The organism is Duganella vulcania (assembly GCF_009857655.1).
GTDB classification, from domain to species: Bacteria; Pseudomonadota; Gammaproteobacteria; order Burkholderiales; family Burkholderiaceae_D; genus Rugamonas; species Rugamonas vulcania.
Window position 1 is genome coordinate 43105 of the sequence record NZ_WWCX01000024.1, and the last position, 22621, is coordinate 65725.

Sequence of the window (22621 nt, forward strand, 5' to 3'; positions counted from 1 at the left end):
TGGAACATGATGGTCAGGGATTTCGAACAGTACAGCGCCTGGAGGCAGGGCGTCGTCACCGCGTTGAAAAATTATCAAGCGTGGGTGGCCGGCGCGTCCCTGACCGACGCCGCCACCGACCAGCGCATCGTGCGCGCGCTGGCGCGGCTGGCCGACGATAAATTGTCGGTGGCCTTCGTCGCCGAATTCTCGCGCGGCAAATCGGAATTGATCAATGCGATTTTCTTCGCCGACTACGGCCAGCGCATCCTGCCGTCCGCCGCCGGCCGCACCACCATGTGCCCGACCGAGCTGATGTACGACGCCAGCTTCGCGCCGTCGATCCGCCTGCTGCCGATCGAGACGCGGGCCGAGAACCTGTCCACCAGCGACTACCGCGACCAGCCGGCCGCCTGGACCGTGCTGCCGTTGAACCTGGACGCGGGCGCCGACATGCACGAGGTGTTCAAGCAGGTCAGCATGACGCGCCATGTGCCGGTGGAAGAAGCCAAGCGCTACGGCCTGTACGACGAGGACGATCCCGACATGCCGGTCACGCTGGACGAGGCCGGCATGGTGGAGATTTCGCTGTGGCGCCATGCGATCATCAACTTCCCGCATCCGCTGTTGAAGCAGGGCCTGGTGATCCTCGACACGCCCGGCCTGAACGCGATCGGCACCGAGCCCGAGCTGACGCTGAACCTGATCCCGAACGCGCACGCGGTGCTGTTCATCCTGGCGGCCGACACCGGCGTGACCAAGAGCGACATCGAAGTCTGGCGCAACCACATCGGCGCCGGCGCGGGCCGGCTGGTGGTGCTCAACAAGATCGACAGCATGTGGGACGAGCTGCGCAGCGAGGCCGAGGTCAACCTCGAGATCGAGCGCCAGCAGGCCAACGTGGCGCACGTGCTGGCGCTGGAGCCGCGCCAGGTGTTTCCGGTGTCGGCGCAAAAGGCGCTGGTGGGCAAGATCACGCAGGACGCGGCGCTGCTGGAGCGCAGCCGCTTGCAGGCGCTTGAAGACGCGCTGTTCAACGAACTGATCCCGGCCAAGAAGGACATCGTGCGCAAGCAATTGGGCGAGGACTTGCAGGCGCTGAGCACGGCGCAGCTGGCGATGGTAAACGCGCGCAACCGCGGCATCGTCGAGCAGCTGCACGAACTCAAGAGCCTGCGCGGCAAGAACCAGAGCGTGATCGCCCACATGATGCGCCGCATCGACGTCGAGAAAAAGGAATTCGACGCCAGCCTGTTCAAGCTGCAGGCCACGCGCGCCGTGTTCACGCGGCTGTCGACCGAGCTGTACACCTGCATGGGCATGGACATCGTGCGCGACGACATCGAGCAGGTGCGCGAGGAGATGCAGCGCAGCCGCTTCTTCATGGGCGTGCGCGAGGCGGTGCGCAACTATTTCGAACGTATCCGCGCCAGCCTGGACGCGGCCGGCCACAAGACGCTGGAGATCAGCGAGATGATGGGCGTGATGTACCGCCGCTTCTCCAACGAGCACGGGCTGACGCTGGCGCTGCCGATGCCGTTTTCGCTGGACCACTACCGCGACGAGATCGCGTCCATCGAGGCGATCTACTACAAGCAGTTCGGCACGGCGACCTTGCTGACCACCAGCCGCGTGGTGCTGATGGAGAAGTTCTTCGATACCATCGCCTCGCGCGTGCGCGGCTGCTTCCGCGCCGCCAACAACGATGCGGAGGCGTGGCTGAAGGTGATCATGGCGCCGCTGGAGGCGCAGATCCGCCAGCACAAGGATCAGTTGAAACACCGGCTGGCGTCGATCCAGCGCATCCACGATGCGACCGACAGCCTGGAGCAGAAAATCGACGCGTTCGAGGGCAGCCAGCAGGAGCTGGAGGAGCAGAAGGCGCGGCTCAATGAATTGGCGGGGCAGATCAGCATCGCCATCAACGCGGAATTCGTGGCGCTGGACGCCGCCGCTTAAGGTACAGGAACAGAATGAAGGTTGTCGAAGTAGAGAATTTTGCGGATCCCAGTTTCTCGGCCGATCTGATCGGCTGGCAAAAAGTGCATGGGCGCCATGTGCTGCCTTGGCAGAATACGCGCGACGCGTATCTGATCTGGCTGTCGGAAATCATGTTGCAGCAGACGCAGGTGTCGGCGGTGCTGGGTTATTACGCGCGCTTCCTGGAGCGCTTCCCCACGCTGCGCGATTTGGCCGCGGCGCCGGTCGAGGATGTGATGGCGCAGTGGAGCGGCCTGGGCTACTACACACGGGCGCGCAACCTGCACAAGTGTGCGCAGCGCGTGGTGGCGGAGTATGACGGCGTGTTTCCGTCCGATCCGTTGTTGCTGGCGGAGTTGCCGGGCATAGGCCGTTCGACGGCGGCGGCGATCTCGGCGTTTTCCAGCGGCACGCGGGCGGCCATCATGGACGGCAACGTCAAGCGGGTGTTCGCCCGCGTGTTCGGCATCGACACGTATCCCGGCGAGCGCAAGACCGAGGAGGCGATGTGGCGCCGCGCCGAGGCGCTGCTGCCGGAGCAAGGCATCGAGTCGTACACGCAGGGCTTGATGGACATGGGGGCAACGCTGTGCACGCGCAGCAGTCCGTCGTGCGAGCGTTGTCCGATGCAGGCGCGCTGCGTGGCCTATGCGACCAACCGCACCAAGGATCTGCCGGTGCGCAAGCCGAAGAAGGCCAGCCCGGAAAAACATGCGGTGATGCTGGCGATTATCGACGGTGGCCAGGTGTTGCTGGAACAGCGTCCGCCAAGCGGGATATGGGGCGGTTTGTTGTCGCTGCCGGAACTGGACGGCCATCTGCTGGCGGAGAATGACGAGGTGGAGGCGGCCAGCGACGACGCGCTGATGCTAGCCGTGGGCAAGTTCGGCGAGATGGAATCGCACGAGCGGCTGTCGACGGTGACGCACGTGTTCACGCACTACAAGCTGCACATCGCGCCCTACCGCGTGACCTTGGCGCGGCGGCAGGCGATGGCCGCCGAGTCCGGCCACGTCTGGTACGACGCCGCCAAAATCCCCGACGCCCCGCTGCCGGCGCCGATCAAGAAACTGCTATTGGAGTTGGTAGGCGACAGCAAGGCCGCACAGCAAAGGATGTTCTAGGGCCAGAGTTTAAGAGCCGCCACCACCACGCTGGAAATGGCGATGCCGGTGGCGACCAGCCAGCGCACCATACGAATCTCCAGTTCGGCCACTTGTAAGCGCAAGGCCGAAATTTCCCCGCTCTGCTTGCTATCGAGGGCCGCGATGTCGCCGCTAACCTTGCGATCGAGCGCAGCGATGTCGCCGCTAACCTTGCCTTCAAGCGAAGCAATTTTGCCGCTGAGCTTGTTGTCCAGCGCAGCCAGGTCTTCCTTGGTCGCGTAGTTGGACTGGATAATGGCCACTCTGGCCTCCAGCTTGGCCAGGTCTTCCTTGGTGGCATACTGCGAACGCGTGGCCGCTCCCTCCGCCACGAGCGAAGCGACCTCAACCTCAACAGAGGTCAGCCGCCGATCCAGTTGTGTGATTTGCTCGTCCATCTATCCATCATGCGCCGGACATCGTTGATGCTCAAGAGCGCACGATTGAGCCCACTCAAAGCTCCTCGAGCGAGAACAGGCGGCGGTGTTCGCGGATGGCGTAGCGGTCGGTCATGCCGGCGATGTAGTCGGCGATCTTGCGCGCCTGCTTGCCGACGTCGCCCGATTTCTCCTGATAGTCCGGCGGCAGCAGCACCGGCTCGGCCATGAAGGCGTGGTACAGCTCGCGCACGATGCGGCTGGCCTTCACCCGCATCCGGTTGACCTTGTAGTGACGGTACAGATTCTCCCGCAGGAAGCGCTTGAGCTCGGTCGCGTCCTTGCGCATCGGATCGGAAAAACGAATCAGCGGCGGCGATGCCCGCACATCGTCCAGGCTCTTCGGCGCGGCATCGGCCAGCAGCGCGCTGGAGGTGACGATCAGATCGTCGGCCAGCGCCGTGATCAGCCGGCGCAAGGTCTCGTAGATCGCGCGCCGTCCCGACAGGCCGGGGAAAGTCTGCTGCACGTCACGCCACAGCCGCGCAAAGAAGTCCACCTGCTCCAGCTGCTCGATGCTGATCAGCCCCGAACGCAGGCCGTCGTCGATATCGTGGCTGTTGTAGGCGATCTCGTCGGCGAGGTTGGTCAGCTGCGCCTCCAGCGACGGCTGCGTGCGGTCGATGAAGCGCTGCGCCACCGGCCCCAGCAAGCGCGCATTGTTCAGCGAGCAGTGCTTGAGGATGCCCTCGCGCGTCTCGAACATCAGGTTCAGGCCGTTGTAGGCGCCGTAGTGTTCTTCCAGCTCGTCCACCACGCGCAGGCTCTGCAGGTTGTGCTCGAAGCCGCCGTGCTCCTGCATGCATTCGTTGAGCACGTCCTGGCCGACGTGGCCGAACGGCGTGTGGCCCAGGTCGTGCGCCAGCGAGATGGCCTCCACCAGGTCCTCGTTCAGCCGCAGGTTGCGCGCCAGCGAGCGGCCGATCTGCGCCACCTCCAGGCTGTGCGTCAGCCGGGTGCGGAACAGGTCGCCCTCGTGGTTGAGGAACACCTGGGTCTTGTACTCCAGCCGGCGGAAGGCGGAGGAATGGATGATGCGGTCGCGGTCGCGCTGGAACTGGCTGCGCGAGGCGTGCGCGGTCTCTTCAAAGCGGCGCCCCACGCCGCCCGCCGAATGGGCCGCGTACGGGGCGAGGAATTCGTCGGGCAGCATGGCGGCCTCCGCTTAAACGCAGGCGGCCAGCGTGGCCAGCAGCAGCTCCTGCGGCGCGTTGGTGATGCTTGGCGCGCCCAGCGGCTTGATCAGGATGAACTTGATGGCGCCGCCCTCGTTCTTCTTGTCGACCTCCATCAGCTCCAGCCAGCGCGCCACGCCCAGGTCGGGCGCCTTGACCGGCAGGCCGGCCGCCGCCACCAGCGCGCGCATGCGCGCCACGGTGGCTGCGTCGACCAGGCCCATGCGGTGCGACAGGTCGGCCGCCATCACCATGCCGCAGCCGACCGCCTCGCCGTGCAGCCATTCGCCGTAGCCCAGGCCGTTCTCGATAGCGTGGCCGAAGGTGTGGCCGAAGTTCAGGATGGCGCGCAGGCCGCCTTCGCGTTCATCCTGGCGCACCACGTCGGCCTTGATCTCGCACGAGCGGGCGATGGCGTAGGCCAGCGCGCCCTTGTCGCGCGCCATCAGCTTGCCGATGTTGGCCTCGATCCAGTCGAAGAAGGCGGCGTCGATGATGGCGCCGTGCTTGATCACCTCGGCCAGGCCGGCCGACAGCTCGCGCGCCGGCAGGGTTTCCAGCGTGGCCGTGTCGGCGATCACCGCGCGCGGCTGGTGGAAGGCGCCGATCATGTTCTTGCCCAGCGGGTGGTTGATGCCGGTCTTGCCGCCCACCGAGGAATCGACCTGCGACAGCAAGGTGGTCGGCACCTGGATGAAGTCGACGCCGCGCATGTAGCTGGCGGCCGCGTAGCCGGTCAGGTCGCCGATGACGCCGCCGCCCAGCGCGATCAGCGTGGTCTTGCGGTCGGCCTTGGCGGCCAGCAGCGCGTCGAAGATCTGCATCAGGCTGGACCAGTTCTTGTATTCCTCGCCGTCCGGCAGCACGATCGACGTGACCTGCTTGCCGGCCTGGCGCAGGCCGGCCTCGACCCGCTCCAGGTACAGCGGCGCGATGGTGGTGTTGGTGACGATGGCGACCTTGTCGCCGTGGACGTGACGCGCCAGCAGCGCGCTGTCTTGCAGCAGCGCCGGGCCGATCGAGATGGGATAGCTGCGCTCGCCCAGCTCGACGTTTAACAGGATGGTGGATTGTTCGTTCATCGTTGGTTCGGCTTGTGTGACGCAGTTGGGCGAGGCCTCGCAGGCGCGGGTCTCCAGCTGGGTCAGGATGGATTGAACCATCGATTGTACGTTAGGTCGCCCGGTATCGATGACGATATCGGCGATTTCCATGTACAGGGGATCGCGCACCGCCATCAATTCCTCGAGTTTCTTGCGCGGATCGGCGGTCTGCAGCAGCGGCCGGTTCTTGTCGTGCGCGGTGCGCTGCAGGATGCTGTTGACGGTGGCGCGCAGGTAGATGACGGTGCCGCGCGACTGCAGGTAGGCGCGGCTGTCCGCGTTGAGGATGGCGCCGCCGCCGGTGGCCAGCACCAGGTCCTGCTGCGCGGTCAGCTCGCGGATGACGTCGGCCTCCCGCCGGCGGAAGCTCTGCTCGCCTTCGATTTCGAAGATCCAAGGGATCGAGGCGCCGGTGCGGGCCTCGATCTCGTGGTCGGAGTCGATGAAACGCAAACCCAGCTTGCGGGCCAGGATGCGGCCGATGGTGGTTTTTCCTGCCCCCATCAGGCCGACTAGAAACACATTAGGCATGAACAGTCCGGGTTAATTCGGGTTACTACATAAGGTTGATATCCCATAAGGGCTGGATACGCCCGGAGGCGAAATTGCCTGGGTCGCGAAATCGGCGGCCAAACCCGGCAAGTGTACCAGACCTGTGTAGCTGGACTCGGTGCCATTTGCCTGGCCGCGCACGGTCAGGTTCAAATCGAGCCAGTTGGCGCGGTCGCGCGGGTACACCAGCGAGACGATGGCCTGGCCCTTGGCGTCGGTGGTGATGTTGGTGGTCACGCTCACCGGGATGCCCGGATCGAGCACGCCGTTGCCGTTCAAGTCCTCGCCCGCGTCGAGGATACCGTCGCGGTTGATGTCCTCGTTCGGGCAGGACACGTGCTGCACCGGCTCCCACGGGCCCAGCGGCAGCGTGTACCGCAAGAAGCCCTTGAAGTAGGTGACCGGCAGCACCGAGGCGGTCAGCTTGACGCCGGAAACCGCGTTGCCGGCCGCATCGGTGACCAGCACCACGTAATCGAGCTGGTAGGCCGCCGTGCCGCTCTGCCCCACCGTGCTGCCGGTGCCGGCGCTGATGAACAGCGACTTCTGCGCCACCGTCAGGATGGCGACGGCGCTGGCGCCGGAACCGCCGATGATCTTGGCCTGGATCTTCACGCCGTTCAGCGCCGATGGATTGGCGCCGGCGATGAAGCTGACCGTGGCGGCGCCGTCGGCGCCGGTGATGACCACCGAAGGCTGGGTCAGCGTACCGGCGGTCACATCGGACTGGATGGAGAAGGCCACGGTGGCGTTCTTGACCACGTTGTTCTGCACCGTGCCGTCGCGCACCACGGCGCGCAGCGTCGACTGCTGGCTGGTGCTGCCGGGGCTGTTGACGCCGATCACCGCGGGGTCCGCCTGTATCGTGACGGTGGCGGTGTTGGTCAGCGGCGCCACGAACTCCAGGTCGGTCTGGGTGGTCAGGCCGCCGGTGGCGGCGGCGGTGATGGTGGCCACGCCGGGGCCGGTCGCGTTGACGTAGGCGGTGGCGTTGCCGCCGGCCAGCGGCAGCGTGGTGCTGAGCGGCGAGGTGCAGGCCGGATCGCTGTACACCACGCCGCGCGAGCTGCTGATGGTGACGCTGCCGGCCGGCCCGCCGGTGACCGCCACCTGCTGGCAGCCGCCGATGAAGGCCGAGGTTTCGGGGTTGCCGCCGGCGTCCAGCACCTTGACCGCGAAGCTCGACGAATTGATCGCGATGGCAACCGAGTTCGTCTCGCCCGCCGCCTTGACGGTGATCAGGTCGCTGCTGCCGCTGCCGGCGGTGTAGCTCAGCACCAGCTGGCCGGCCGAATTGGTCACGGCCGCGCCGCCGCCCTTGACGGTCAGCCCGTTGGAGTTGGAGCTGAAGGTCACGGCCTTGCCGCTCAGGCCATTGCCGGCCGAGTCGACCAGCTTGACCGTGACGTCGGCGCTGGCGCCGACGTTGATGGTCGGCTGGGCGTTGATGGTCAGCTTGTTGCCGGCCACGTTGACGATGGCCGTCACCGGCGCCGCGCCCGGCGCCGAGGCCGTGATCTTGATCGCGCGCGAGGTCGGGTCGCCGCCGGTGCCCAGCTTCTCGGTCACGATGCCCTGGGCGTTGGAGACGCGGTTGGTCAGCGACAGGCTGCCCGAGTCGGCCTTGAGGTCGACCGTCACGCCGGACATCACGGTGTTGTTGGAATCGCGCACCAGGGCCACGACGTTGACCTCGTTGCCGGCGGTGCCGACCGAGGCCAGCGTGCCGGAATCGGTGGTCAGCGTCAGGCTCGGCACGGCGGTGATCACCGCCACCGACAGTTCGCTCGACTTGACCGCGCCGTTGGCGGCGCTGGCGCTGATGGTGATGGTGCGCGGCGTGGCGTCGCCCTTCACGCTGAGCTTCTCGACCACCTGGCCGGAGGCGTTGGTCACGCGGTTGGTGCTGCTGACGGTGCCGGAACTGGCCGTGAAGTTGACCGTCTCGTTCGGCAGCGCGTTGCCGCCGGCGTCGCGCACGATGGCCGTCAGGGTCACCTCGGTGCCGTCCAGGCCGGACGAGGCGATGGTGGTCGCGCTGGCCGTCAGCACCACGCTGGCCGCCTTGGACGGCGCCACGCCATTGCTGTTGGCGCCGGCCGAACCGCCGCCGCCGCCACAAGCGGACAAGACACTGGCGCATGCCAGCATGGCCAGCCATCCGGTGATTTTTTTCATGATGCGAGTTCCCATAGTGTTCGTGAAGTGAGCCTGCAATGCGGTGCTGCGGTGCTGCGGCCTAGCGCGTCGACAAGCGCTCGGCGACGATCTTCGGCGTGATAAAGACCAGCAATTCCGTCTTGTCGTTGGTGCGGCTGTTGCTGCGGAACAGATAGCCCAGCACCGGCACGTCGCCCAGCAGCGGCACCTTGTCGGTGGTGTTGCGCTCGGTCTGCTGGTAGATCCCGCCCAGCACCACCGTGCCGCCGTTCTCGACCATGACCTGGGTCTTGACGTGCTTGGTGTCGATGGCGAAGCCGGCGCGGGTTTCCTGGCCGACGCTGTCCTTGTTGACGTCGACATCGATGACGACGTTGCCGTCCGGCGTGATCTGCGGCGTCACCTCCAGCCGCAGGTTGGCCTTGCGGAACATGATCGAGGTGGCGCCGCTGCTGGTGGCCACCTGGTAGGGCAGCTCGATGCCCTGCTCGATCAGCGCGATGGCCTTGTCGGCGGTGATGACGCGCGGGCTGGAGATGATCTTGCCGGTGCCGTCGGCCTCCAGCGCGGACAGTTCCAGGTTGAGGAAGCGGTTGGCGGCCGACGAGAACAGGCTGACCGCCAGGTTGCCGGCCTGGGCGCCGTTGATGGCGCCGGCCGGCAGGTTGATGAACTGGCTGTTGCCGAAGCTGGCGTCGGTGGCCTTGATCTGGCCGGTCACCTCGCCCACGCCGGTGATGTTGCCGCCGATCGCCACGCGGGTGTTGCTGGTGCCGAGCTGGTAGCCGGAGTCGCCGCCGCGCTGGGTGCGCAGGTCGGCAAAGCCCAGCTTGGCGCCGAGGTTGCGGGTGAAGGTGTCGCTGGCCTCGACGATGCGGGCCTCGATCAGCACCTGCTTGGAGGCGATGTCGGTCTTGGCGATCAGCTTGCGCACGTCCTCCAGCTTGGAGGCGATGTCGGTGATGAACAGCTGGTTGGTGCGCGGCTCGATGATGGCGCTGCCGCGCTTGGACAGGATGCGGTTCTTGCTGTCGCCGCCGCCCTCCAGCCCGAACACGGTCTTGAAGGCGTCGGCCTTCTGGTAGTTCAGCTGGAAGATCTCGGACTTCAACGGCTCGAGGTCGGCGATCTGGGCGCGCTGCTCCAGCTCCAGTTTTTCCTTGGTCAGCAGTTCCTCCTTGGGCGCGATCCACAGCACCGAGCCGTTCTTGCGCATGTCCAGGCCCTTGGCCTGCAGCACCACGTCCAGCGCCTGGTCCCATGGCACTTCCTTCAGGCGCAGGGTCAGGTTGCCGGCGACGCTGTCGCTGGTGATGATGTTCAGGCCCGAGATGTCGGCGATCGCCTGCAGCGCCGCGCGCACCTCGACGTTCTGGAAGTTGAACGACAGCTTCTCGCCGCGGTAGCCCTGGGTGCCCTGGGTCAGCTTGTTCGGGTCTTCCTTGATCGGCTTGACGTCGATCACCAGCTGGGTGTCGCTCTGGTAGACGGTCTGTTCCCACAGGCCGCGCGCCTCGATGGTCATGCGCGTGTTGTCGCCCTGCGGCACGGTGGTGACCAGCGCCACCGGCGTGCCGAAGTCGCTCACGTCGAGCCGGCGGCGCAGGCTTTCCGGCACGCCGGTCTTGAGGAAGTCCACCACCACGCCGGTCGGGGTCTGGCGCACGTCGACCGCCACCTGGCTGTTGGGCAGGTCGACCACCACCCGGCCCTCGCCGTTGGCGCCGCGGCGGAAGTCCATGTCGCGCAACAGTTGGCGCGCGGCCGGCGCCGGCGGCGCAGTGGCGGCGACCGGCAGGCCTTTGGCGTCGACCGCCTGGGCCAGGCCGCCGGAGCCGTCGATGGTCAGGATGACGGCGTTGCCGTCGATGGCGGTGGCGTAGTTCAGGCTGCGCTTGAGGTTGAACACCAGCCGCGAACGTTCGCCGGCCTGCACCACGTTCAAGCCGCGCAGCTCGCCCAGGTTCAGGTCCTGCACGGTCTTGCCGGTGGCGTTGGCGGTGGCGCCGAAGTCCAGCGCGATGCGCGGCGGATTGGTGATGGCGAAGCCGATCGGCAGCTTGGCCGGCGGGTTCCTCAGCGCGATCTTGACGATCACGTTCGAGCCCTGCTGGTTGGCGGTGATGGCCTCGATGGCGTTGGCGGCAGGCGCGGGCGCGGCCGCTTCCGGCGCGTTCTGGGCGCGCGCGGCGGCGGGCAGCTGCATGGCGAGGGCGAAAGCGAGCACCGGCATCCAGCTGGCGACGGCCAGGGCGCGCCGGGGCGTGATGTGAGCGGTCATTTGGTGTTCTCCTTGCTTTCCTGCAGTTCCAACTTGGACATGCGTTCGACCCAGTCGCCGCCCGCATCCTGTACGATTTCCTTGACGCTGACGCTGTCGTCGGTGATGGCGGTGATCAGGCCGAAGTTCTGGCCCACGTGCTGGCCCGCCACCACGTGGTACAGGCCGCGGTCCACCTGCAGCAGCGCGTACAGCACGCCCTTCTGCTGCACCGTGCCGACCATCTTGACGGTGTCGAGCGGGAAGCTCTCCAGCAATTCCTTGCGCCGGTCCAGGTCCGGCCGGATGCCGTTGGCGCCCTTGGCCGAGGCCTTGGCCAGCTCGGCGAGCAGCTTGTTGGGGTTGAAGGGATCGATGGCGTCGGCCTGGGCGTAGGCGAAGGGAATGAAGGTCTTGGGCTCGGCCAGCGGCGGCACCGCCACCTTGGCCTGGGCGTCGACCTGCTTCATCCACGCGCGCACCTCCTGCACATCGCTGTCGCCGCAGCCGGACAGCAGCGCCAGCAAGGGCGCCAGCAGCATGAACGGGATCAGGGTTCTCATGATTTTTTCGCCGCCTTCTTCTTGTCGGCGGCGGCCTTGCGCTGCGCGCTGACCTCCTCCGGATCCAGGTAGCGGAAGGTCTTGACCACCGCCTCCAGGGTCAGCACGCCGTCCTTGCCGGCGTTCAGGCTCATGTTGTTGAGCGTGACGATGCGCGACAGGTTGGCCATGTTGCCGGCGAAGGCGCCGATGTCGTGGTAGCTGCCGGTGACCTTGATGTCGATCGGCAGCTCGGCGTAGTAATCCTTGACCACCACCTGGGCCGGCTTGAACGACTCGAACTGCAGGCCGCTGCCGGTGCCGGCGCGGCCGATGTCCTTGAGCAGCGCGTCCATCTCGGCCTTGCTCGGCAGCTGCTTCTGGAGCCGGTCCACATACTGGTCGACCTGCGCCTTCTGCGCCCGCAGCGCCTCCAGGTTGACCGCCTGCGAGGTCTTGAACTTGTACTCGTCGCGCAGCTTGAGCTCGGCCTGGGCGCCGGCGTCCTGCTCCTCGAACTGCGAGCTCCAGTAGCCGAAGTAGCCGGCCGCCACCACCGCCGCCATCACGCCCACGCTGCACAGCACGCGCGGCGCCAGCGGCCACTGGCCCGGATGGCGTCCGCCGAGATTGCGGAACTGGTCGGCGAATTGCGCGCCGAGCGCGTTCAGATCGAGCTTGGCCATGTTATCCGCGCTCCTGGTTCTTGGCCGGGGCGCCGCCCTTGCCCTTGGCGCCGGTGGCGGCCGCGTCCTTGTCGCGCGGACGCTTGATGGTGACCGACAGGTTGAACTCCACCACCTTCTTGGCGGTCTTGCCCTGGCCCAGGCCGGTGGACTTCACCTCGATCAGCTCAGGCCGCTCCAGCCACGGCGACACGCCGGCCAGGTTGCCCAGCAATTCGGACACCCGCTCCTGCGATTGCGCATAGCCGCCGATGGCCACCTTCTGGCCCTCCTGCTTGAAGCCCTTGAGGTAGACACCGGCCGGGATCTGCTTGACCAGTTCGTCCAGCAGGTAGACCGGCTGGTTGCGGTCGCCCTGCAAATCCTCCACCGCCTGCTGGCGCGCCTTGAGCGCCTCGATTTCCTGCTTCAGCGTGGCGATCTCGGCGATCTTCTTGTCGAGGCCGGTGATGGCGGTCTTGATCACCTGGTTGCGTTCGTTCTGGATGGAGATCGCGCGGGCGTTGTAGCCGCCCACCAGCAGCACCACGCCGACGCCGACAATGGCGCCCAGCGCCAGCAGCGCGTAGAAGGCGGCCTTCTTTTGCTTGCGCTTTTCCTCGCGGTGCGGCAGCAGGTTAATCTTGATCATCAGCCAAACCTCCGCAGCGCCAGGCCGCAGGCGACCAGGTAGGCCGGGGCGTCGCTGCGCAGCTGCGACTCGCGCACCGAGCCGCCCAGCTGCATGCCCTTGAACGGCGAGATCACGGCGCTGGAAATCCGCGTGCGGCTGGCCACCATTTCCAGCAAGCCCGGCAGCAGCGCGCAGCCGCCGGCCAGGAACAGCTGGTCGACCCGCGTGTACGGCGTCGAGGTGTAGAAGAACTGGATGGCGCGCGTCACTTCCAGCGCGGCGCTTTCCAGGAACGGCGTCAGCAGCTCGGCCTGGTAGCTGTCGGGCAGGTCGCCGGATTTCTTGCGGGCCTCGGCCTCGTCGTAGCTCAGGCCGAAGGTGCGCACGATGTCCTGGGTCAGCGCGTTGCCGCCGAAGGGCTGCTCGCGCTCGTAGACGGTGGCGCCGTCCAGCATCACCGAGATGTGCGTGACCTGGGCGCCGATCTGGAACAGCGCCACCACCTGGCCGGCGCCGGCCTCGGGCAGCTGGGCGGTCACGCGGTCCAGCGCGGCGCGGGCGGCGTAGGATTCGATGTCCATCACGGTGGCCTTCAGGCCGGACGCCTCGGCGATGGCGACCCGGTCCTCGACCTTCTCGCGGCGCGAGGCGGCCAGCATGACCTCGATGTCCTCGGCCGAGTTGGCGGCCGGGCCGATGACGTCGAAGTCCAGGCTGACCTCGTCCAGCGCGAACGGGATGTACTGGCTGGCCTCGGATTCGACCTGCACTTCCAGCTGGTCTTCCGACATGCCGGCCGGCAGGATGATTTTCTTGGTGATGACGGAAGCGGGCGGCATGCCCAGCGCCACCAGCCTGGTGCGGGTACCGCTCTTCTTCCAGACCCGGCGCACCGCGTCGACCACCTGGTCCATGTTCTCGATATTGCCGTCGACCACGGCGCCGCGCGGCAGCGGCTCGGCGGCGTAGCGTTCCAGCCGGTACTCGCCCTTGCCACCCTGCGCCAGCTCGACCAGGCGCACGCTGGAGGTGCTGATGTCGATGCCCACCAGCGGCGGATTGCCCTGCCCCAGCAGGGTCTTGATATCGATCATACGAGTCTCCCGGCGCCACGGCTGGCGCCTGGATTTCTTTGCCGCCGAATCAACATTCGAACAGTGTGCATTTAGGAACTCGTTTGAAAACCAGCGTTTAGACTGCTTATCTATGACCACACATTAAATCCTGCCTATATAAGTGTAAAGGTATTTCTATTGTGCACAATTGACCTGGTGTGAGCGTTTCGCCACACTTTTCCGCCACTATCTGGCCGCAAAAACAACTCAGTTGTTTTGTTGCTTACGGGTAAAGATTCCTGTCTACGGGCAGTGCGCGCCGCGACCCTTGCCTCGCTTATAATGGCCCGCAAACATAACTGAGAGATCGCACTGCATGGCTTCTTCTTCCAATTCGGCCCCGCCACCTTCGAATACGGCGGGCAAACCGGCGGCCAAACCCGCCACCCGCTTCTTCCTGCTGGCCGGCCTGTCCGTGGTCGGCCTCGGGCTGGTGGGCCTGCTGCTGGTGGTGTTCGGGCTGGCGATGGCCTACCCCAACCTGCCCGAACTCGACACGCTGACCGACTACCGTCCGAAAATGCCGCTGCGCATCTTCTCGGCCGATAACGTGCTGATCGGCGAGTTCGGCGAGGAGCGCCGCAACCTGGTGCGCATCAAGGACATCCCCGACGTGATGAAGAAGGCCGTGCTGGCCATCGAGGACGACCGCTTCTACGAGCACGGCGGCGTCGACTACACCGGCATCCTGCGCGCGACCATCCACAACGCCACCGGCGGCGCCAAGCAGGGCGCGTCCACCATCACCCAGCAGGTGGCGCGCAACTTCTTCCTGTCGAGCGAACAGACGCTCAAGCGCAAGGCCTACGAGGTGCTGCTGGCCTGGAAGATCGAGAAAAACCTCAGCAAGGACCAGATCCTCGAGGTCTACATGAACCAGATCTACCTGGGCCAGCGCGCCTATGGTTTCTCGTCGGCCGCGCAAATCTATTTCGGCAAGAACCTGAAAGACATCAGCGTGGCCGAGGCCGCCATGCTGGCCGGCCTGCCGAAGGCGCCGTCGGCCTACAACCCGGTGGTCAACCCCAAGCGCGCGCGCACCCGCCAGCAGTACATCCTGCAGCGCATGCACGAGCTCGGCTACATCACCGACAAGCAGTTCGAGGAGGCCAAGGCCGAGCAGCTGAAGGTCAAGACCGACAGCAGCGAGTTCGGCGTGCACGCCGAGTACGTGGCCGAGATGGCGCGCCAGCTGGTGTACGAGCAGTTCAAGGAAGACACCTACACCCGCGGCCTGAACGTGTTCACCACCATCACCAAGGCCGACCAGGACGCCGCCTACCTGGCGCTGCGCAAGGGCGTGATGGACTACGAGAAGCGCCACGCCTATCGCGGCCCGGAAGCCTACATCGACATCCCGCAGAACAAGGAAGAGGCGGACGACGCCATCGAGACCGAGCTGGCCGACCATCCGGACAGCGACGACATCGTGGCCGCCATGGTGCTGGCCGCCACGCCGCAGCTGATCACCGCCGTCACCGCCACCGGCGAGGAAATCAAGATCAGCGGGCCGGGGCTGGAGATGGGCCGCTCGTGGCTGTCCGACAAGGCCGCGCCGAACAAGCGCATCCGCCGCGGCGCGGTGATCCGCGTCATGCAGGAGGGTAAGGATTGGCAAGTGACGCAGCTGCCGGAAATCGAATCGGCGTTTGTCGCGGCCGACACGCACGACGGCGCGATCAAGGCCATGGTGGGCGGCTTCGACTACAACCGCAGCAAGTTCAACCACGTGACCCAGGCCTGGCGCCAGCCGGGCTCGTCGTTCAAGCCGTTCATCTACTCGGCCTCGCTCGAGCGCGGGCTGTCGCCGGCCACCATCATCAACGACGCGCCGATCTCGTTCGACGCCGGCCAGACCGGCGGCCAGGCCTGGGAGCCGAAGAACTACGACGGCAAGTACGAGGGCCCGATGACCATGCGGCGCGGCCTGACCAAGTCCAAGAACATGATCTCGATCCGCATCCTGCACAAGATCGGCGCCAAGTACGGCCAGGAGTACACCACCCGCTTCGGCTTCGACGCCGACAAGAACCCGCCCTACCTGACCTTGGCGCTGGGCGCGGGCAACGTCACGCCGCTGCAGATGGCCGGCGCCTACGCGGTGTTCGCCAACGGCGGCTACAAGGTCAGCCCCTACCTGATCTCCAAGGTGACCGACGCCGACGGCAAGATCCTGTCGCAGGCCAATCCCGACAAGGCCGGCGACGAGAAGAACCGCGTCATCGACGAGCGCAACGCCTTCCTGATGGACAGCATGTTGAAAGACGTGGTGCGCTTCGGCACGGCGACCAAGGCGCTGGTGCTCAAGCGTCCCGACCTGTCGGGCAAGACCGGCACCACCAACGATTCGATCGACGCCTGGTTCGCCGGCTACCAGCCGCACCTGGTGGGCATCGCCTGGATCGGCTACGACCAGCCCAAGAACCTGGGCAACCGCGAAACCGGCGGCGGCCTGGCGCTGCCGATCTGGATCGGCTACATGCAGAAGGCCCTGAAGAACATCCCGATCGAGGAGCGGGCGGTGCCGGAAGGCGTGATGCTGGTGGGCGACGAGTACTATTACACGGAGAATCCGCCGGGCACCGGCGTGCACAACATCGACGGCGCCTCGCACGGCACGCCGGCCGAGGAAAAAGCCAAGGACGCCGTGAAGAACGAGTTGTTCTAAGAAAGCCGGAACACAACCAGGGGGCCGCAAGGCCCCTTGGTTTTTTAACCATCCATTTGAGGAAGTTGTATGAAGTTTTGGTTTTCTTTGATTGTCTTGTGCTCCGCCTTGTCCGCCAGCGCGGCGGACAAGCGCGAATTCGCCACGGAGACGGCAGCGTTTCTGGACGCCGAGCTGCCACGGATGGACGCGGCGGTGGAGAACAAGGACCGCGCCTACTTCGGTCCGGCGCTGGCCCGCATGCAGGCGTTTGTCGGCAGCTGGAGCGGCGAGCAGCTGGAACGCGATCCGGCCTGCGCCCGGGCGCTCAGCGATTTCCTGATTGCCGGCCTGTGCAAGATTTCACCTCCGGGCACGCTGTGCGAACCGGAAACGTTCATCCCGAAGGTGGACAAGCATATCGCGCAGTGCCGCGCCGCGGCCAAGCGCTGATCCCGTCATGGCGCCAGCACCACCGGGCTGCCGCCCTGCGCGCTGACCATCTCCGACAGCGAGTAGAACAGCTCGGAGCCGTCGCGGGTGTTGAGCCACTTGCCGTCCTTCTGCTTGTAGTGGTAGCCGCCCGAGCGGGAGGCCACCCACAGCTCCTGCATCGCGGCCTGGCTGTTGACGATGATCTTGGATCCATTGTCGATGAACTCGATCTCCAGCACATTGCCGCTGCGGCTGCACTCGACGTCGGTCATGTCCTCGTCGTTCAGACGGTCCAGCGCGGCCTCGATGGCGTTAAGGGTGGCCTCGGCCTGCGCCAGGAATTCTGATTCGCCCATGCTACACTCCAGTATCTATAGTCAATCCGTGATTTTATCGTGAAGTCCACATTCCGTTTATTTATCGGCACCGTTTGCGGCACAACCGCCCTGTGCCTGACCGTCTTGTTGAGCGGCTGCGGCCAACCCGGCCCGCTGTACCTGCCCAAGGCTCCACCGGCCAAGCCTGCCAAGAGCACTGAAGCTGCCCCGGTTCCATCCACTCCAGCACCTCAACAATAATCCTTATGTCGCAATTTTCCTATGTAAATGGCGTGCTGCACGCCGAGGGCGCCTCGCTGGCCGCCATCGCCGCGCAGTTCGGCACCCCGACCTATGTGTACTCGAAGGCGCAGCTGCTGGCCAACTTCGCCTCCTACGCCGACGCCTGCGCCGGCCGCGACGCGCTGGTCTGCTACGCCATGAAGGCCAACTCCAACCTGGCCATCCTCGACCTGCTGGCGCGCCAGGGGGCCGGCTTCGACATCGTCTCCGGCGGCGAGCTGCTGCGCGTGCTGGCGGCCGGCGGCGATCCGCGCAAGGTGATCTTCTCCGGCGTCGGCAAGAGCGTCGACGAAATGCGCCTGGCGCTGTCGCACGACATCCTGTGCTTCAACGTCGAATCCATCCCCGAGCTGCACCGCCTGAACGAGGTGGCCGGTGCCATGGGCAAGACCGCGCGCGTATCGCTGCGCGTCAACCCCAACGTGGACGCCAAGACCCATCCCTACATCGCGACCGGCCTGAAGGCCAACAAGTTCGGCGTGGCCTTCGACGACGCGCTCGACACCTACCGCGCGGCCGCCAGGCTGCCGCACCTGGAAGTGGCCGGCATCGACTGCCACATCGGCTCGCAGCTGCTGGACGACGCGCCGCTGCTGGAAGCGCTGGACCGCCTGATCGAGCTGATCGACAAGCTGGGCGACGAAGGCATCGTGCTGCACCACCTGGACATCGGCGGCGGCATCGGCATCAACTACGGCGAAGCGGGCGAAGCGCCGCCGGTGCCGGTGGGCGATTACCTGGCCCGCCTGTTCGCGCGCGTGGACGCGTGGCGCGCGGAGCGCCACGGCGGCAAGCCGATCAAGGTGATCTTCGAGCCGGGCCGTTCGATTGTCGGCGACACCGGCGTGCTGCTGACCAAGGTGGAGTTCATCAAGCACGGCGAGGAAAAGAATTTCTGCGTGGTCGATGCGGCGATGAACGACATGGCGCGTCCGGCGCTGTACCAGGCGTGGATGGACATGCAGCCCGTGGTGCAGGGCAAGGCTGGCGCGCTGGCGTATGACGTGGTGGGACCGATCTGCGAGTCGGGCGACTGGCTGGCGCGCGACCGCGAGCTGGCGGTGGAGGCCGGCGACCTGCTGGTGATGCACAGCGCGGGCGCCTACGGCATGACGATGGCGTCCAACTACAACACGCGCGGCCGCGCGGCGGAGATCATCGTCGATGGCGAGGTGTGCCATGTGGTGCGCAAGCGCGAGAATCCGGCCGACCTGTACGCGCTGGAATCGCTGATCAAGTAAGCCTGCGCACCCGCAAGCAAAAGCCGCCCGCGTCAACGCCGGCGGCTTTTTTCATGCGGGTTCGCTTTCGGCGAAAATCTCCTGGATACTGTGAACCTCAAGTAGTCGATCGAACCAGACGTCCAGTTGGTCCATCTCCGCGGACTCAACCCGCCGACTCAACTTGTTGGGCAGCGAACCAAAGCGCTTGATAAGCAGTTTCTTCAGGCGTTGCCGGTTACCGTACAGTTCAGCTTCGTAACGAAGCGCGTCATCAAGACTATCGAAAAATGGAACGCTCATCGTTTTGGCCTCCGAAACGATACGTAAATTGATCATACGCTCACGCGCCAAGCGCTGCAAACGAACCGCCGCCCATCGCGCCAGCGCCTGCTGCGCGCTAACGCGATGGGCCATCTCCGGCTGTTGGCGCCATGTTTCAAGTTCGCCAGCAATGTCCTGTTCGGTTGCCAAGCGCTCGATGCGAAATGCCGTGGCAACAAGATTCTCAAACATTGCCAGCGCCGCAACCGGAAGGCGCTGCTGGTCTATGAGCAAATAGCTCTGTGCAGGCTGCAAATGCTGGATTTCTGCCGGCACAGCAGTGATAAGGCCGGCAAGGTTTAGACTGGCTTTCCATCTGCGTTTGCCGTTATAGAGAACCAACGGGAATACCGGCGGCAAACGGCCAGTCTCGGGCACCTCTTGGCGCTTGATCAGGTCTTGATAAAGCAATCCGACGTAGACCTGCATGCGCAGCGCCATCCAGTGATCGGAGCGGGATTGGAATTCGAGCAGCAGGTAGATGTAGATCCATTCGCCAGCCAATCGCACGCGCCAGACCATGTCGCTGTGGCGGTGATGGCCGCCATCGCTGACGTAGCTACCGTTGACGCGCTCGAGGCTGGCCAGGTCCAGTTGATGCACCCAGTCGCCAGGCACAAAGCCCAGCAACAGGTCGCGCACCATTTCCGGGTAAGCGAACAGTTGCTTGTATGCGGTGTCGTCCTCGCTGGCCATCGGCCCAGTGTAGCGAGGCGGGGCGCGCCGCTGTTGGGCGCGCTCAAAGGGGCGCTAGCGTGCCGCCGCGGCCGACAGCGCCTTGCCGCGCGCCCAATACACCCGCATCAGCAGCAGCGCGCCCAGGATCAGGCCGAAGATGATCGGCTGCGTGAAGTTGTGCTTGCCCGCCTTCATCCACCAGAAGTGCAGGATGGCCAGCGGCGCGATCACGTAGATCAGCCGGTGCAGCCACTGCCAGCGCTTGCCGCCCAGCCGCTTGATCATGCCGTTGGTGCTGGTCGCGGCCAGCGGAATCAGCAGCACGAAGGCGATAAAACCCACCGTGATGAACGGCCGCTTCAGCACATCCTTCCACATCTCCTGCACGTCGAAGAAATGGTCGAACCACAGGAAGGTCATGAAGTGCAGCAAGCCGTAGAAGAACATGTACAGCCCCATCATGCGGCGCAGCTTGATCAGCCAGTTCCATTTGCTCAGCTTGCGCAGCGGCGTCACCGCCAGCGTGAAGCACAGGAAGTACAAGGTCCAGTCGCCGGTGCCGCGCGTGATGAATTCCAGCGGCTCGACCAGTTGCCCGGTCAAGGTCAGGTACACCATGCGCGCCAGCGGCACCAGCGCCAGCACGAACAGCGCAGCCTTGATCAGCCCGGTCTGCCGGGCGGTGGGATTGAACGCCATACGCTTAGAAGAACTTCTTCAGGTCCATGCCGGCATACAGCGGCGCGACGTCGGCATAGCCGTTGAACATCAACGTCTTGCGCTTGCGGGCCAGGAAGCCGTCCTCGCCGATGCGGCGCTCGGACGCCTGCGACCAGCGCGGGTGGTCCACGTCCGGATTGACGTTCGAATAGAAACCGTACTCGCTCGGCGCCGACAGGTTCCACGACGTGCGCGGCTGCTCTTTCACAAAACGGATCTTGACGATGGACTTGGCCGACTTGAAGCCGTACTTCCACGGCAGCGCCATGCGCACCGGCGCGCCGTTCTGGTTGGCCAGCGTTTCGCCGTACATGCCCAGCGTGAGCAGGGCCAGCGGGTGGTTGGCCTCGTCGATGCGCAAGCCTTCGGTGTACGGCCATTGCAGCACGCGGCTGCCCACGCCCGGCATCTGCTTCTTGTCGGCCAGCGAGATGAATTCCACGTACTTGGCGTTGCTGGTCGGCTCGACCTTCTTGATGATCTCGGAGAACGAATAGCCGATCCATGGAATGACCATCGACCACCCTTCCACGCAGCGCAGGCGGTAGACGCGCTCTTCCAGCGGCGCCAGCTTCAGCAGCGCGTCGATGTCCAGCGTCATCGGCTTGTTGACCTCGCCCTCGATGGACACCGTCCACGGCCGCGTCTTCAGCGTGCCGGCGTACATCGCCGGTTCGCTCTTGTCGGTGCCGAATTCGTAGAAGTTGTTGTAGCTGGTCGCATCCTTGTACGGCGTGTGCTTGTCAAGCGCAGAGTAGGACGGATTGAGCCTGGCGGCCAGCTTGGGATTGACGCCCTGCGCGAACGCTTCGCGGTTGGCCATCTCCAGCAGCGCGGCGCCGCCGAGGGCGCCGGTGGCGATCTGCTTGATGAAGTTGCGGCGCGATTCGTACACTTCGCGCGGCGTGATTTCTGATGAAAACGGCAACTCGATGCCGTTGGGGCTACGCTTGATCAGCATGCTGACTCCAAAGATTTGTGCAAGGTTGAGACTTGGTCGCGGCTATAGCCTGAACCTTACACTAATCTTGGGCGTCAAAAGTTCACATTGCGTTTACAACTTGCCGTAGGAATGCAGGCCGGACAGGAACATGTTCACGCCCAGGAAGGCGAAGGTGGTCACCAGCAGGCCCACCAGCGCCCACCAGGCCGCCGGACGGCCGCGCAGGCCCGTCATCAGGCGCATGTGCAGCCAGGCCGCGTAGTTGAGCCAGACGATCAGCGCCCAGGTTTCCTTCGGATCCCACGACCAGTAGCCGCCCCACGCCTCGGCCGCCCACAGCGCGCCGAGGATGGTGGCGATGGTGAAGAAGGCGAAGCCGGCCGAGATGGCCTTGTACATGACGTCGTCCAGCACCTCCTCCGACGGCAGGCGGTCCACCAGGCGGCCCGAGGTTTTCAGCAGGTAGGCCGCCGCCACCATCGCGGCCAGCGCGAAGTTGCCATAGCCGATGAAGTTGGCCGGCACGTGGATCTTCATCCACCAGCTTTGCAGCGCCGGCAGCAGCGGCTGGATGTCGGCGGCGTCGCGCGAGGTGGTGTACCAGAACAGGAAGCCGATCGCGGCGGTGATCACCAGCGTGACGAAGGCGCCCAGCTGGCGGGTGGCGTAGCGCTGCTCGAAGTACAGGTAGAACATCGCGGTGATCAGCGAAAACAGGATGAACACTTCATACAGGTTCGACACCGGAATGTGGCCGACGTCGGTGCCGATCAGGTAGGACTCGTACCAGCGCACCATCATGCCGGTCAGGCCCAGCACGACGGCGGCCCAGCACAGCTTGGAGCCGATGCTGAAGGCCGACTCGGAACGCGCGGCCGAGCCGATCACATAGAACAGCGTCGACAGGCAGAACATCACGCTCATCCACAGGATCGCGGACTGGCTCGACAACATCATGCGCAGCCAGAACTTCTTGGTGCCGTTGTCCAGCTCACCGGCGTACATGGCGATCGCGCCCAGCGCCAGCAGGGCCACCAGCGGCATCAGCCAGCGCGCCGGCTTCCAGTGCCAGCCCAGCGCGGCAAACGCCGGCGCGGCGGCCAGCAGGATGCCTTTTTCGTAAATGTCCATGTAATGGCCGTAGCGGTTCAGGCCGTACAGCGAGCCCGCCAGCAGCGCCAGCGCGAACACCCAGTCGAACGCGGTCAGGCGCTTGAAGTAGCCGGGCGCCTGGGTATAGGTTTGGGTCGATTGCGTCAGTTCCATCATTTCTCTCCGTGGCCGTTC

At 65.3% G+C, this 22621-nt stretch carries 20 protein-coding genes; 6 read left to right on the forward strand and 14 right to left on the reverse strand.

The annotated features are described in order from the left end of the window. Positions 1 to 9 precede the first annotated feature (9 nt). Both GTP90_RS15595 and mutY read left to right on the forward strand, forming a co-directional pair. Complete coding sequence (locus GTP90_RS15595; protein WP_161084437.1) at positions 10 to 1938, forward strand: dynamin family protein; 1929 nt, start codon at positions 10 to 12, stop codon at positions 1936 to 1938. Positions 1939 to 1952: 14 nt separating this feature from the next. Next, complete coding sequence (gene mutY / locus GTP90_RS15600) at positions 1953 to 3083, forward strand: A/G-specific adenine glycosylase (protein WP_161084411.1); 1131 nt, start codon at positions 1953 to 1955, stop codon at positions 3081 to 3083. On the opposite strand, the gene GTP90_RS15605 is transcribed toward mutY, so the two are convergent. From GTP90_RS15605 to GTP90_RS15645, 9 genes are all read right to left on the reverse strand, one after another. Further along, the gene (locus GTP90_RS15605; protein WP_161084412.1) at positions 3080 to 3502 is read right to left on the reverse strand and encodes a hypothetical protein; all 423 of its coding nucleotides are present in this window, start codon (positions 3500 to 3502) and stop codon (positions 3080 to 3082) included. The two genes, mutY and GTP90_RS15605, sit on opposite strands and share 4 nt — an antisense overlap. A gap of 55 nt (positions 3503 to 3557) precedes the next feature. Next, complete coding sequence (locus GTP90_RS15610; protein WP_161084413.1) at positions 3558 to 4694, reverse strand: deoxyguanosinetriphosphate triphosphohydrolase; 1137 nt, start codon at positions 4692 to 4694, stop codon at positions 3558 to 3560. Positions 4695 to 4706: 12 nt separating this feature from the next. Beyond that, positions 4707 to 6350: a bifunctional shikimate kinase/3-dehydroquinate synthase AroKB gene (aroKB, locus tag GTP90_RS15615; RefSeq protein WP_161084414.1), complete on the reverse strand. Its 1644-nt coding sequence runs from the start codon at positions 6348 to 6350 to the stop codon at positions 4707 to 4709. Positions 6351 to 6362: 12 nt separating this feature from the next. After that, on the reverse strand, positions 6363 to 8549 hold the full coding sequence (locus GTP90_RS15620) for a beta strand repeat-containing protein (RefSeq protein ID WP_175048106.1): 2187 nt from the start codon (positions 8547 to 8549) through the stop codon (positions 6363 to 6365). A 61-nt stretch (positions 8550 to 8610) separates the two neighbouring features. Beyond that, entirely contained in the window at positions 8611 to 10812 is a 2202-nt protein-coding gene (locus tag GTP90_RS15625) for a type IV pilus secretin PilQ (protein ID WP_161084415.1), read from the reverse strand. Next, positions 10809 to 11354, reverse strand: a complete 546-nt coding sequence (locus tag GTP90_RS15630) for a pilus assembly protein PilP (RefSeq protein ID WP_161084416.1) — start codon at positions 11352 to 11354, stop codon at positions 10809 to 10811. The genes GTP90_RS15625 and GTP90_RS15630 overlap by 4 nt, the downstream gene beginning before the upstream one ends. Further along, entirely contained in the window at positions 11351 to 12019 is a 669-nt protein-coding gene (locus tag GTP90_RS15635; RefSeq protein WP_161084417.1) for a type IV pilus inner membrane component PilO, read from the reverse strand. Before GTP90_RS15635 ends, GTP90_RS15630 begins: the two co-directional genes overlap by 4 nt. Position 12020: 1 nt before the next feature. After that, on the reverse strand, positions 12021 to 12650 hold the full coding sequence (locus GTP90_RS15640; protein WP_161084418.1) for a PilN domain-containing protein: 630 nt from the start codon (positions 12648 to 12650) through the stop codon (positions 12021 to 12023). Next, positions 12650 to 13726 (reverse strand): pilus assembly protein PilM, encoded by a 1077-nt coding sequence (locus GTP90_RS15645; protein ID WP_161084419.1) that lies wholly within the window; start codon positions 13724 to 13726, stop codon positions 12650 to 12652. Before GTP90_RS15645 ends, GTP90_RS15640 begins: the two co-directional genes overlap by 1 nt. Positions 13727 to 14063: 337 nt before the next feature. On the opposite strand from GTP90_RS15645, the gene GTP90_RS15650 reads away from it, so the two are divergent. Together GTP90_RS15650 and GTP90_RS15655 are read left to right on the forward strand one after the other, a co-directional pair. Next, on the forward strand, positions 14064 to 16415 hold the full coding sequence (locus GTP90_RS15650; protein WP_161084420.1) for a penicillin-binding protein 1A: 2352 nt from the start codon (positions 14064 to 14066) through the stop codon (positions 16413 to 16415). A gap of 69 nt (positions 16416 to 16484) precedes the next feature. Beyond that, the gene (locus tag GTP90_RS15655; RefSeq protein WP_161084421.1) at positions 16485 to 16847 is read left to right on the forward strand and encodes a hypothetical protein; all 363 of its coding nucleotides are present in this window, start codon (positions 16485 to 16487) and stop codon (positions 16845 to 16847) included. Between the two features lie 5 nt (positions 16848 to 16852). Here GTP90_RS15655 and cyaY read toward each other — a convergent pair whose 3' ends face one another. After that, positions 16853 to 17185: an iron donor protein CyaY gene (gene cyaY, locus GTP90_RS15660; RefSeq protein WP_161084422.1), complete on the reverse strand. Its 333-nt coding sequence runs from the start codon at positions 17183 to 17185 to the stop codon at positions 16853 to 16855. Between the two features lie 39 nt (positions 17186 to 17224). Here cyaY and lptM point away from each other — a divergent pair, with 39 nt between their 5' ends. Beyond that, complete coding sequence (gene lptM / locus GTP90_RS36960) at positions 17225 to 17407, forward strand: LPS translocon maturation chaperone LptM (protein ID WP_229213344.1); 183 nt, start codon at positions 17225 to 17227, stop codon at positions 17405 to 17407. Positions 17408 to 17412: 5 nt separating this feature from the next. After that, positions 17413 to 18690 carry a diaminopimelate decarboxylase gene (gene lysA / locus GTP90_RS15665; protein WP_161084423.1) on the forward strand — a complete coding sequence of 426 codons (1278 nt, stop codon included), beginning with the start codon at positions 17413 to 17415 and terminating at the stop codon, positions 18688 to 18690. 51 nt (positions 18691 to 18741) lie between these two features. On the opposite strand, the gene GTP90_RS15670 is transcribed toward lysA, so the two are convergent. The 4 genes from GTP90_RS15670 to ccsB form a co-directional block, all read right to left on the reverse strand. Next, positions 18742 to 19689 carry an Rpn family recombination-promoting nuclease/putative transposase gene (locus tag GTP90_RS15670; protein WP_161084424.1) on the reverse strand — a complete coding sequence of 316 codons (948 nt, stop codon included), beginning with the start codon at positions 19687 to 19689 and terminating at the stop codon, positions 18742 to 18744. 54 nt (positions 19690 to 19743) lie between these two features. Continuing rightward, entirely contained in the window at positions 19744 to 20370 is a 627-nt protein-coding gene (gene msrQ / locus GTP90_RS15675) for a protein-methionine-sulfoxide reductase heme-binding subunit MsrQ (RefSeq protein ID WP_161084425.1), read from the reverse strand. A gap of 4 nt (positions 20371 to 20374) precedes the next feature. Beyond that, positions 20375 to 21352: a protein-methionine-sulfoxide reductase catalytic subunit MsrP gene (gene msrP, locus GTP90_RS15680; RefSeq protein WP_161084426.1), complete on the reverse strand. Its 978-nt coding sequence runs from the start codon at positions 21350 to 21352 to the stop codon at positions 20375 to 20377. A 93-nt stretch (positions 21353 to 21445) separates the two neighbouring features. Next, on the reverse strand, positions 21446 to 22600 hold the full coding sequence (gene ccsB, locus GTP90_RS15685; protein WP_161084439.1) for a c-type cytochrome biogenesis protein CcsB: 1155 nt from the start codon (positions 22598 to 22600) through the stop codon (positions 21446 to 21448). Positions 22601 to 22621 lie beyond the last annotated feature (21 nt).